The following is an 11,420-nucleotide window of genomic DNA, read 5'->3' on the forward strand; positions in this document are numbered from 1 at the left end:
CAGGTGTTGATTGTCCGTAAGACCACGTACTACAGCAATGACCGTAACTGACAGGAATGATGACAGTCCGGTCAAAGCTATGGACTGCTCTCAACGTGCCGGCGGATTCTCGCCCAACGGCACCACCGCCATGGTCAAGCGCGACACGCAACTGGCCTTGCCCTCATCACTGGTCAGGCGGATGTCCCAGACATGGGTCGTGCGCCCGATGTGAATCGGCTTGGCCACCGCCGTCACTCGCCCGCTTCGCAGGCCGCGCAAATGGTTGGCGTTGATTTCCAGGCCCACGCAGTAAAACTTGCTGGCGTCGATGCACAGGTAACTGGCCATGGAGCCGACGGTTTCAGCCAGCACCACCGAAGCGCCGCCGTGCAGCAAGCCATAAGGCTGGTGGGTGCGGTGGTCGATGACCATGCTCGCGGTCAGCGACTCTTCATCAAAGGCTTCGAAGCGGATGTCCAACACTTCGCCAATAGTGTTCTTCTGGATTGCATTCAACTGTTCGATGTTGGGGGTGGTGCGCCACAAACTCATCGCTGGATTCCTTGTTGGTTTTGTTCGTGACTCAATCCTGCCACAGCACTGCTTCGCTGCGCTCGCTCCATTCTTCGAATTGCCCACCGTAAGCCGCTTCGATGACGTTGCGCTTGATCTTCAAGGTCGGCGTGAGGAAGCCGTTTTCCACGGCCCAGCTGTCCTTGACCACCACCAGACGCCGCAGACGTTCGTGCTTGTCGAGTGCGGCATTGACCTCCTCGAGCAGTTTTTCCAGGCTTGAATGCAACCCCGCGCGCGCCTCCTGTTGCCCGACGGCCGAGAGTACGCATAGCCCCAACGGCGCACTCAAGCCATCGCCGACCACGCAAACCTGTTCGATGCGCGAATGCACCGCCAAGCGATTTTCAATCGGTGCCGGTGCCACGTATTTGCCTTTGCTGGTCTTGAAGATTTCCTTCAAACGCCCAGTCAGGCGCAAGTTGCCTTCGGCGTCCTCTTCGCCTTTGTCGCCGGTCCGCAGGAAACCGTCCTCGGTGATGGTTTCAGCGGTTTTCTGCGGTTCCTTGAAATAGCCGAGCATGGTCGCGCCGCTACGCACCAGCACCTCGCCCGACTCCTCGATGCGCACTTCCACCTCGGGGCATGGCTTGCCAATCCAGCCGGGTTTGTTCTGGCCCGGCAGGCATATGTGCGAGTAACCACAGCTTTCGGTCATGCCGTAGACCTCCAGCACGTCCAGGCCCAATTTGCGGTACCACAGCAACAAGGTCTGTGGCACCGGCGCGGCACCGGACAAGGCCACGCGCAACGCATCAAGCCCCAACCCGGCGAGCACCTTGTGCCCAACCCGCTTGCCGATAAACGGCAAGCCGAGCAAAAAATCGAGGCGTTTTGCCGGGATCTTGCTGTACACGCCCATCTGGAATTTGGTCCAGATCCGCGGTACGCCAAACAGCGCCGTCGGTCGCGCACGTTTCAGGTCGGTGAGAAAAGTATCGAGACTCTCGGCAAAAAAAACGGTTTGCCCGGTATAGATCGAGGCCAGTTCGACGAACATCCGTTCGGCCACATGGCACAACGGCAAATAGGACAACAGTCGGTCCGACTCGTTGAGGCCGAATAACGACGTGCCACGTGTGGTCGCAAACCCAAGGTTACCGAAACTGTGCATCACGCCCTTCGGCATGCCGGTGGTGCCGGAGGTGTAGATGATCGTCGCGAGTTGATCGGCGGCAGGCTTGGGATCGTCCTGGATCGGTGAGCTGCGTTGCAGATCGGCCCAGCTGAAATCGAAGGTGCCAGGCGGATGCAGCGGCAGGCTGATCGTCATCAAGTCCGGGCTCACCCCTCGGGACATACCGGGCCAGTCGTCGAGTTTGCCAATAAAGGCCAGGACCGCTTCAGAATGCTCCAGCACCTGGGCCACGGATTCGGCCGTCAGGTTCGGGTACAGCGGCACCGAGACATGGCCAGCCATCCAGATCGCCAGGTCGGCAATGATCCAGTGGGCGCAGTTTTTCGAAATCAGGGCGATATGGCTGCCTTGTGGCAACTCCCGCGCTCGCAACCAATGTGCTGCACAGCGGGCCTGATGGCCGACGTCGGCCCAGGTCAGGGTCTCGACTTGCCCACCGCCAACGGGCTGCACCAAAAAGCGCTGGCGCGGATGACGGGCTTCACGCTCGTAGAAAACGTCCAGCGGCAAACGAAAAGCAGCAGACATGCGACTCGCTCCTGTTTTTTTTGTTCTGGAGCAAGCGTAGTCAACCAAGCAAGTGCTTGGTTAGCTATTTTGTACGATTTTTTTCAAGCCCTCTCTGCCTGTAGAAGCGAGGCTTGCCCGCGAAGGGAGCCTCTGAATTGCCAAAAGCTTCGCGGGCAAGCCTCGCTCCTGCATAAGAAAAATCAAAGACGGCTATGGGTGCTTGACGCTGTTGAGCCTCATCGAGCCGACCAGCAGTTCACTGCCTTCGAGTTCCGCCAGCCCGGCAGTGCTGATCCGCTCCGGTGGGTGTCCGGCACCGTGTTGCAAATAGCTCAGCAAATTGCCCACCAACGGGTTGTGACTGACCAGCAATACGTCACTCACCGCAACCATTTGCTCGGCCACTTTGTCCGGATCAGTGTCCGGTGTCAGCCAATCGACAGTGCGAATTTCCGGTTCGAAACCCAACGCTTCGCGCACCAACTGCGCTGTTTGCTGTGCGCGCAGGTAGGGGCTGGCGTAGATCGCGGTCAGCGGCTGGCCGATCAGCAGTGCCGCACTGCGCAATACTTCTTCACGACCGTGGTCCGTCAGTTCCCGCTCCGAATCGTGGGGGCGGGAGCCGTGTGGTACGGCTTCACCATGACGCAATACCCAGAGTTTCATAGCTTGGGTTCCTCATCTCGGGCCGGATGCGGCGCTGGCGCCACGACGTGCGGCGCTTCACCTTCCGGCGTACGCGGCGTCGGCCAATCGGCGAACGGCCAAGGCTTCTGGTCGCTGTGAAAACTGCCGAACCGACCGATCTGAGCCAGGAACTGGCTCAGACTGTCGCCGAAGTTCATCAAACTGGCGCTCGGGGCGCCGTAAATCAAACGATAGATCAACTGCACCAGCACCACGGCACCCAGGATGAATTGCGCCACTTGCCAGACCAGCACAAAAACCACCATCCACAACACCCGCAGCAGGATGGATTCGTACTTGGCTTCTACTTTCTGATCGTTCATGTCTCACTCCGTTCCGGTTAAGGGGTGGGCTCAGTTGAAACCGCTGGTGGAAATAAAGTCGACATCGGTTTTGGGTTCACCACGCATCAACAGCGCGATCACCTGTTCCAGCGTGCGCCCTTCGAACAAAATCGCATGCAGCCCGGCGACCAGCGGCATATAAACGCCCACCTCCTGGGACTTGGCCTTGAGCACCTTGAGGGTGTTCACGCCTTCGGCCACTTCACCCAGGCGATTGACCGCCTCTTCCAGGCTCAAGCCCTGACCGAGGGCAAAACCGACCTGATAGTTGCGGCTTTTCGGCGAGGAGCAGGTCACGATCAAATCGCCCACGCCCGCCAGGCCGAGGAAAGTCATCGGGTTGGCGCCCTGATTGACCGCAAAGCGGGTCATTTCCGCCAACGCCCGGGTGATCAGCATGCTCTTGGTGTTTTCGCCCATCTCCAGTGCCACGGCCATGCCGGCAATGATTGCGTAGACGTTTTTCAACGCGCCGCCCAGTTCCACGCCGAATCGATCCGCACTGGCGTACACACGGAAGGTGCGGCCATGCAGCACGGCCTGAACCCGCTCGCAGAGTTCCTCGTCTTCACTGGCAACCACCGTGGCGGTCAGCGCATGTTCGGCGATTTCGCGGGCCAGGTTCGGCCCGGATAACACGCCGATGCGTGCTTGCGGGGCAATCTCTTCGAGAATCTGGCTCATCAATTTGAACGTATGAGCCTCGATGCCTTTGGTCAGGCTCACCAGCATCTTGCCGCGCAGACGCTCGGCGTGCGGCGCCAGCACCGAGCGCAACGCGCCGGATGGCAGCGCAACGAAACTCAGATCGCAGGCTTCAAGGGTGGCTTGCAGATCGGTGACCGGCGTCACGCCGGGCAGAATCTTGATGCCCTTGAGATAACGCGGGTTCTCACGATTGACCCGAATGGCTTCGGCCTGTTCAGGGTCACGCATCCACTGCAGGACCTGGTGACCGTTTTCGGCCAGCAGGTTTGCCACGGCGGTACCAAAACTTCCGCCTCCCAGGACCGCAATCGGGCGCTGTTCAGTCATATGTAATCCGTTAATCCATACCAGTGGCGATGTCGGCATTATACGGAGCGCCCCAGTGTCGGCCAGCCCCTGTGTCAATTACCGGCGCAAGTTGAAAGGTGCAGGATAAAACCCCAGGAAAATGCTGACATCGTGACTGGAAAAGTCATCGGCCTCGGTTAACATGCGCGCCATCAATTGCTGACAAGGATGTGTTGTGTCACTGGGTTCTCCTTCACCTCGCTCGCCGTTGGTGCTGGCGCTGGTCTTCAGCTCGCCATTGCTGGCAGACGACTTGTTCCTCGATAGCGAACCGTTGCCGCAGGTGCTGACGGCCACGCGCCTTAAACAGTCGCCAGCGGCCGTTCCGGGAAGCATGACCGTGATCGACAGTGCGCTGATCAATGCCACGGGTGCCCGGGACATCAGTGAAGTGCTGCGATTGGTGCCCGGAATGATGGTCGGCAACATCAGCGGCAACCAGGCGACGGTGAATTATCACGGCACCAGCGCCAGCGAAGCGCGGCGCATGCAGGTATTGATCGACGGTCGCTCGGTGTACCGCGCCGGCCTGGCTACGGTGGACTGGAGCGACATTCCGGTGGCCATGGAGGATATCGAGCGCATCGAAGTTTTCCGCGGCCCGAACACCGTCAGCTATGGCGCCAATGCGCTGATGGCGGTGGTCAATATCATTACGCGCAACCCGGCCGACAGCCATGGCACGCGGATGAAAGTCACTCGTGGCCAACGCGGCATCAACGATTTTTACGCCAGCCAGGGCGTGGGTTGGAATGACGGAGATCTACGCCTGTCGTTGTCCGGCCAGCAGGACGACGGCTTCGACACCGACCGCAACGGCGCCGATTATCGCGACAGCCGCCGTTTGAATCGCTTCAATCTGGCCGTCAGCCAAGCGCTCGACGAACGCCAAAGTATCGATTGGCAATTGAACGCCAAAGAAGGCAGTAATCAGCGGCCGTATACCTACCGTCCAGTGTTTTCGGGGATTACCCGTGCCGGCGACAATTCTGACGTCACCGCCAAGGATTACGCCGGCTCGTTGCGTTGGAACCTCGATATCAATCCCGACCACAGTCTGTATGTCCAGGGCTCAGCCCAGCATTGGGATCGCCAGCAAACCTGGCGCGCGTGCGATGCCGAGATCTCGTTCAGTCCGCAACTGACCGAACTCTGGCAGCTCGACCCAAACTACACCGAACGCCTGGCACGCAATATCGAACGTTTTACCGGCCCCGGCGCCCCTCCCGGCGAGGCCACCGAGCAAGCATTGGCCAACCAGGCGCTCGATCAATGGCGAAATGGTGCCCGGCAGACCGTTTGCGGCGACATCGATCAAAGCACCCGGGAGACCCGCTACGATCTGGAACTGCAGGACACCCTGAGTCTGTCCGATAGTCTGCGACTGGTCAGTGGCTTGAACTATCGTTACGACCGGGCAGATTCCGAGACTTACTTCAATGGCACCCTCGATGACACCACGTGGCGGGCATTCGGCCAACTCGAGTGGCGCGCCAGCGAACACTGGCTGCTGCAAGGCGGCGCGATGTTCGAAGATACGCAGTTGATCGGCAACTCACTGACGCCGCGGGTGGCGGTCAATTACCTGATCAACCCGCGCCATGGCTTGCGGGCGGTGTACTCCGAAGCCATCCGTTCGCCGGACATGTTCGAAAACAGCGTCAACTGGAGTTACCGCGTCACCAACCTGCAACCGACGGCCTATGGCCAGTCCAGCGCCCGTTACTTCGTCAAGACCCGCGGCCCCGGCAATCTCGACCAGGAACATATGCGCTCTCGCGAACTGGGTTATAACGGATACTTCGCCGGACAGAGGCTCGCTCTTGACGTAAAGCTGTTCCATGACGAAATCACCGGCATGATCAGCGAACCGCTGCGCAACAATCAGTTCATCGCCAGTAACGCCAACACCGCACGATTTTCCGGAGCGGAAACCCAGCTCGACTGGCGTGTCGACGACGCTGACCGTTTGCGCTTTACCTACGCCTACGTCGATGTCGACGCGAGCAATCCCCAGGACGCACAACAGACGGCTCGCAATAGCGGTTCCGCTGGCTGGATGCGCGACTGGGGCAAAGGCTGGAACAGCGCGCTTTTCTACTACGGTGACGACGCCTTGAACGGCTACCGCTTCGAACGGATCGACACGCGCATCGCCAAACGTATCCGTCTGGGCAAAGCCAGCCTGGAATTGGCTGGTGTGCTCCAGCACCGCCTCGATCATCAACCGACCACCTTCATTGACAATAATTATGACGAGCGCCAAGTGATGTACTTCAGCGCGGAGCTGGCACTTTAAGATGGCTTATTGTCCGCCCCGCCAGACGCCAGGCCTGGGCCATCTGCTGGCCATGCTGTGCCTGGTGGTCAGTGGCTGGCTCGGCAGCCTTTCGGCCAACGCCGCGGACATTCTGTTGACCGGGGCAGAAGACAGCTCCGGGGTGCAATCCTTCGTTCAGGCCCTGCGCGAGTTGCGACCTGCCGATAACGTGCGTTTCCAGCCGTTGGCCACTTTGCCTGCACCGGGCAAACTGCCGGTGGACATCCGTTTGATCCTCCTCGATTTGCCGAGCCTCGACTGGCGCCTGCAGGACAGCCAAGGCCCGCCGACCCTGGTGTTGCGTATCAGCCGTCTGCAAGCCCGGCAACACTTGGGTGACGCGGTGCCTGCACAGCTGAGTCTGCTCTGGAGCGATCCACCTGCGGACCGCCAGATGCGCCTGATTCAAATCCTGTTGCCCCAAGTGAAACGCATTGGCGTGCTGTATGACAGTCACAGCGAATTCCTCTTGAAAGAACTGCGCCAGGCCGCCCGGCCACTGGGGCTTGAGGTGGTCAGCGAGCGCTGGGACAACACCCAGGACAGTCGCCCCTTGCAAACGCTGCTCAACAAAAGCGACGTATTGCTCGGCCTCGATGACCCTGATCTGTACAACTCGAAAACCGCGAAAAACCTGTTGCTCAGCAGCTATGCCCGACAATTGGCGCTGATCGGCCCCAACGCCGGATTCGTCAAGGCTGGAAGCCTGGCCAGCAGTTACAGCGATCAAAACGATTGGCTGGCGATGCTTGATCAATTGCTCGACCAGCCACCTGCCACTTGGCCGCGCACGTATTACCCGCACCGTTTCAAAGTCTCAAGTAACCCGCAGGTGGCTCGTTCACTAGGTATTGAGCAGATCAATGAATCTTCTGTTGCAACCCTGCTGGCCGAAGGAGAACGCCGCCCATGACCTTCCGTCGCCGTTGGGACATCAATACCCGCACCCAGATCATCAGCCTCGGCCCTGCCCTGCTGTTGACCTTGCTGTTGATCAGTTTCTTCACGTTCGTGCGGATCCAGGACCTGCGTCAGGAGCTCAACCACACCGGCCAACTCATCGCCAACCAGCTCGCTCCGGCCACGGAATACGGGGTGATTTCCGGCAACAACGAAGTGCTGGAAAGTCTGCTCAAAGCCACACTCGCCACGCCCAACGTGCGTTTTCTGGAGGTCCAGGACAGCGCCAACCGGATCCTGGTGTACGTCGAGCAGCCGTCGGCAAGCCACAATCGACCGCATCAGGTCGAAGTATTCCAGGCGCCCGTGCGATTGCAACGGGTGCCGCTGCACAACGATTTTTTCCAGAACAGCAAGGTCGCCACCACCGCTCCTGTCGAGGACTATCTGGGTCGGGTGATCGTCGGCCTGTCCAATGATGCGTTCAGTCAGCGCCAGCAGGAAATCCTGCTCAAGGCCGCCATTCTGGCACTGTTCGCCCTGCTGTTTACTTTCCTGCTGGCCCGACGCCTGGCCGCAAGCCTGTCGCAACCGATCCGTGATATCGGCAACGCAGTCAAGGCGATTCAGGAAGGCGACTACAAGACTCCGCTGCCGATCGTCGACGACACTGAACTGGGCGCGTTGTCGCAACACATCAACAATCTCGCCAGCGGTCTCGAACAGGCCAGCCGCGAACAGCAGCAAGCCATGGAGCAATTGATCCAGACCCGCGAAGAAGCGGAAAAGGCCAACAACGCCAAGTCCGACTTCCTGGCCATGATGAGCCACGAATTGCGTACGCCGATGAATGGCGTGCTGGGCATGCTGCAATTGCTGGAAACCACCGAGATGACCGAGGAACAGGTCGAGTACGCGGCACTGGCCTCGGAGTCCACCGAACATTTGCTCAAGGTCATCAATGACATTCTCGATTTCTCGCGTATCGAACGCTCGGAACTGGAGCTGGAGCATATCCCGTTCAACCTGGCCGACCTGATCAGCGCCTGCGCCCAATCCTTCCAGCACAGCGCTGCGCAACGCGGGCTCGAGCTGCAGTTGCAGATTCCTCAGGACATGCGCGCATTGCAGGTACGAGGCGATCCGACGCGGATCCGGCAGATTCTGGTGAACCTGGTCGGCAACGCGTTGAAGTTTACCGAGCAGGGCCGCGTAACCATCGAACCGCAGTGGCAATCACTGGATCATGAATTGCTGTGGTTTACCTGCAGCGTGCGCGATAGCGGAATCGGCATTCCGGCCGACAGTCTGGAATTGATGTTCAACGCATTCCAGCAGGCCGACAGCTCAATTTCCAGACGCTACGGCGGGACCGGCCTGGGTCTGCCGATTGCCCGCACGCTTGCGGAGCGCATGGGCGGGACTTTGCGTGCCCAGAGCGAAGAAGGTCGTGGTTCGGTGTTCACCCTCGAGATCCCGCTGGCACTCTGTCAACAGTCATTACCGGCGCTGACCTCACGCATGCCTGCGGGCGATGGCGACGGTGAGGGCCGCAATGTCCTGCTGGTAGAAGACAACCCGGTCAATCAAACCGTCATCGAAGCAATGTTGCGCAGTCTGGGCTTTACTGTCAGCGTCGCTGCCGATGGCGCGCAGGCGGTGCGCAGTGCCGAAAGTCTGATTTTCGAAGCGATCCTGATGGACTGCCGCCTGCCGATCATCGACGGTTATGAAGCCACCCGACAGATTCGCCAGTTACCCGGCTGCACCGACTTGCCGATAATCGCCTTGACGGCTAATGCCTTGCAGGGCGACCGCGAAGCCTGCTTGTCGGCGGGGATGAACGATTACCTGGCCAAGCCATTCAAACGTAATGATCTACAGCAAATTCTGCAGCGCTGGGTGCGGTAGTACAGGCCTTTCGACCATCTGTGACTGGCGTCAAAGGCGAAAGTGCGGCAGTCTTAGACACCCGAACAGGCCCATAAAGGGGCTTGAATAAAAATTTCAGTGCACAAGTGTACATTCATGTCCTTGGTGCTGTGACTTTCACCACAACGCAATAGTCTATGAGTAGGCTGCCGGTTCGAGGCATGAATGCTTCGGACGGTCGGGAAGATTTGCCCCACCTGCCGCATGGGACTATTGAGGAGCTCGCATGACCAAACAAAACGCCTTTACCCGGGAAGATCTGCTGCGCTGCAGTCGCGGTGAGCTGTTCGGCCCAGGTAACGCGCAACTGCCCGCCCCGAACATGCTGATGGTTGATCGCATCACGCTGATCAGCGAAGAGGGTGGCAAGTACGGCAAAGGTGAATTGGTCGCCGAGCTGGATATCAATCCGGACCTGTGGTTCTTCGCTTGCCACTTCGAAGGTGATCCGGTGATGCCGGGCTGCCTGGGCCTCGATGCCATGTGGCAACTGGTCGGCTTCTTCCTCGGCTGGCAGGGCCTGCCGGGCCGCGGTCGTGCGCTGGGTTCGGGCGAAGTGAAATTCTTCGGCCAGGTCCTGCCGACCGCCAAGAAAGTCACCTATAACATCCATATCAAACGCGTCCTCAAGGGCAAGCTGAACCTGGCCATCGCCGACGGTTCGGTCACTGTCGACGGTCGCGAAATCTACACCGCCGAAGGCCTCCGGGTCGGCGTGTTCACCTCCACTGACAACTTCTAAGGGTTATTCGCATGCGCCGCGTCGTTATCACTGGTCTGGGCATTGTTTCGTGCCTGGGCAATGACAAAGAGACCGTCTCCGCTAACCTGCGTGCAAGCCGCCCTGGCATCCGGTTCAACCCGGAATATGCTGAAATGGGTCTGCGTAGCCAGGTTTCCGGCTCCATTGACCTCAATCTCGAAGAACTGATCGATCGCAAGATCTATCGTTTCGTCGGCCACGCGGCAGCTTATGCCTACCTGGCCATGAAAGACGCCATTACTGACTCCGGCCTGACCGAAGAGCAAGTGTCCAACCCGCGTACCGGCCTGATCGCCGGTTCCGGTGGTGCCTCCACGCTGAACCAGATGGAAGCGCTGGACATCCTGCGCGAGAAAGGCGTCAAGCGCGTCGGCCCGTACCGCGTAACGCGGACCATGAGCAGCACCGTTTCCGCTTGCCTGGCCACTCCGTTCAAGATCAAGGGCCTGAACTATTCCATCGCTTCTGCCTGCGCCACCAGTGCGCACTGCATCGGCACCGCCATGGAACAGATCCAGATGGGCAAGCAGGACATCGTTTTCGCCGGCGGCGGTGAAGAAGAGCACTGGAGCCAATCGTTCCTGTTCGACGCCATGGGCGCCCTGTCCAGCAAGCGCAACGACACCCCTGAAAAAGCTTCCCGTGCCTACGACGCCGACCGTGACGGTTTCGTCATCGCCGGCGGTGGCGGCATGGTCGTGGTCGAAGAGCTGGAACACGCTCTGGCTCGCGGCGCGAAGATCTACGCGGAAATCGTTGGCTACGGCGCGACTTCCGACGGCTATGACATGGTCGCCCCAAGCGGCGAAGGTGCGATTCGCTGTATGCAGCAGGCACTGTCCACCGTCGACACCCCGATCGACTACCTGAACACCCACGGCACCTCGACTCCGGTCGGCGACGTCGCGGAAATGAAAGGTGTGCGTGAAGTGTTCGGTGACAAGGCTCCGGCCATCAGCTCCACCAAGAGCCTGTCGGGCCACTCCCTGGGCGCCGCCGGCGTTCACGAAGCGATCTACTGCATGCTGATGATGGAAGGCAATTTCATTGCCGGCTCCGCCAACATCGACGAGCTGGACCCTGAAGTGGCCGACCTGCCGGTGCTGACCAAGACCCGCGAGAACGCCACCATCAACACTGTGATGAGCAACAGTTTCGGTTTCGGTGGCACCAACGCCACGCTGGTACTGAAGCGCTGGGAAGGCAAGTAATTCC

General features: G+C 59.5%; 10 protein-coding genes. 5 read left to right on the top strand and 5 right to left on the bottom strand.

Features of this window, described 5'->3' with window-relative positions; all coding sequences use genetic code 11:
* Nucleotides 1-90 precede the first annotated feature (90 nt).
* The 5 genes from D8U73_RS13955 to D8U73_RS13975 all read right to left on the bottom strand — a co-directional run bounded on the left by D8U73_RS13955 (nt 91) and on the right by D8U73_RS13975 (nt 4,269).
* Nucleotides 91-534, bottom strand: coding sequence for a hotdog fold thioesterase (locus D8U73_RS13955; protein ID WP_056853110.1), 444 nt, complete (start codon nt 532-534; stop codon nt 91-93).
* 31 nt (nt 535-565) lie between these two features.
* Nucleotides 566-2,221: an AMP-binding protein gene (locus D8U73_RS13960; protein WP_130904802.1), complete on the bottom strand. Its 1,656-nt coding sequence runs from the start codon at nt 2,219-2,221 to the stop codon at nt 566-568.
* Nucleotides 2,222-2,413: 192 nt separating this feature from the next.
* On the bottom strand, nt 2,414-2,869 hold the full coding sequence (sixA, locus tag D8U73_RS13965) for a phosphohistidine phosphatase SixA (RefSeq protein WP_056853112.1): 456 nt from the start codon (nt 2,867-2,869) through the stop codon (nt 2,414-2,416).
* On the bottom strand, nt 2,866-3,213 hold the full coding sequence (locus D8U73_RS13970; RefSeq protein WP_056853113.1) for a DUF4389 domain-containing protein: 348 nt from the start codon (nt 3,211-3,213) through the stop codon (nt 2,866-2,868). Before D8U73_RS13970 ends, sixA begins: the two co-directional genes overlap by 4 nt.
* Nucleotides 3,214-3,243: 30 nt before the next feature.
* The gene (locus D8U73_RS13975; protein ID WP_130904803.1) at nt 3,244-4,269 is read right to left on the bottom strand and encodes an NAD(P)H-dependent glycerol-3-phosphate dehydrogenase; all 1,026 of its coding nucleotides are present in this window, start codon (nt 4,267-4,269) and stop codon (nt 3,244-3,246) included.
* A gap of 196 nt (nt 4,270-4,465) precedes the next feature.
* Here D8U73_RS13975 and D8U73_RS13980 point away from each other — a divergent pair, with 196 nt between their 5' ends.
* The 5 genes from D8U73_RS13980 to fabB all read left to right on the top strand — a co-directional run bounded on the left by D8U73_RS13980 (nt 4,466) and on the right by fabB (nt 11,416).
* On the top strand, nt 4,466-6,589 hold the full coding sequence (locus D8U73_RS13980) for a TonB-dependent receptor (RefSeq protein ID WP_130904804.1): 2,124 nt from the start codon (nt 4,466-4,468) through the stop codon (nt 6,587-6,589).
* A 1-nt stretch (nt 6,590) separates the two neighbouring features.
* Nucleotides 6,591-7,523 carry an ABC transporter substrate binding protein gene (locus D8U73_RS13985; RefSeq protein WP_056853116.1) on the top strand — a complete coding sequence of 311 codons (933 nt, stop codon included), beginning with the start codon at nt 6,591-6,593 and terminating at the stop codon, nt 7,521-7,523.
* Complete coding sequence (locus D8U73_RS13990; protein ID WP_056853117.1) at nt 7,520-9,421, top strand: ATP-binding protein; 1,902 nt, start codon at nt 7,520-7,522, stop codon at nt 9,419-9,421. The genes D8U73_RS13985 and D8U73_RS13990 overlap by 4 nt, the downstream gene beginning before the upstream one ends.
* 247 nt (nt 9,422-9,668) lie before the next feature.
* Entirely contained in the window at nt 9,669-10,184 is a 516-nt protein-coding gene (gene fabA / locus D8U73_RS13995) for a 3-hydroxyacyl-[acyl-carrier-protein] dehydratase FabA (protein WP_003227150.1), read from the top strand.
* 11 nt (nt 10,185-10,195) lie between these two features.
* Nucleotides 10,196-11,416, top strand: coding sequence for a beta-ketoacyl-ACP synthase I (gene fabB, locus D8U73_RS14000; RefSeq protein ID WP_007974551.1), 1,221 nt, complete (start codon nt 10,196-10,198; stop codon nt 11,414-11,416).
* The last annotated feature ends 4 nt before the right edge of the window (nt 11,417-11,420 follow it).

This window comes from Pseudomonas sp. Sample_22 (assembly GCF_004307635.1).
GTDB lineage: Bacteria > Pseudomonadota > Gammaproteobacteria > Pseudomonadales > Pseudomonadaceae > Aquipseudomonas.

Coding starts and splice junctions, on each gene's coding strand:
- D8U73_RS13985 (WP_056853116.1), top strand. CDS start 6,591: ATGGCTTATTGTCCGCCCCGCCAGACGCCAGGCCTGGGCCATCTGCTG.
- D8U73_RS13975 (WP_130904803.1), bottom strand. CDS start 4,269: ATGACTGAACAGCGCCCGATTGCGGTCCTGGGAGGCGGAAGTTTTGGT.
- D8U73_RS13970 (WP_056853113.1), bottom strand. CDS start 3,213: ATGAACGATCAGAAAGTAGAAGCCAAGTACGAATCCATCCTGCTGCGG.
- D8U73_RS13990 (WP_056853117.1), top strand. CDS start 7,520: ATGACCTTCCGTCGCCGTTGGGACATCAATACCCGCACCCAGATCATC.
- fabB (WP_007974551.1), top strand. CDS start 10,196: ATGCGCCGCGTCGTTATCACTGGTCTGGGCATTGTTTCGTGCCTGGGC.
- D8U73_RS13955 (WP_056853110.1), bottom strand. CDS start 534: ATGAGTTTGTGGCGCACCACCCCCAACATCGAACAGTTGAATGCAATC.
- D8U73_RS13960 (WP_130904802.1), bottom strand. CDS start 2,221: ATGTCTGCTGCTTTTCGTTTGCCGCTGGACGTTTTCTACGAGCGTGAA.
- fabA (WP_003227150.1), top strand. CDS start 9,669: ATGACCAAACAAAACGCCTTTACCCGGGAAGATCTGCTGCGCTGCAGT.
- sixA (WP_056853112.1), bottom strand. CDS start 2,869: ATGAAACTCTGGGTATTGCGTCATGGTGAAGCCGTACCACACGGCTCC.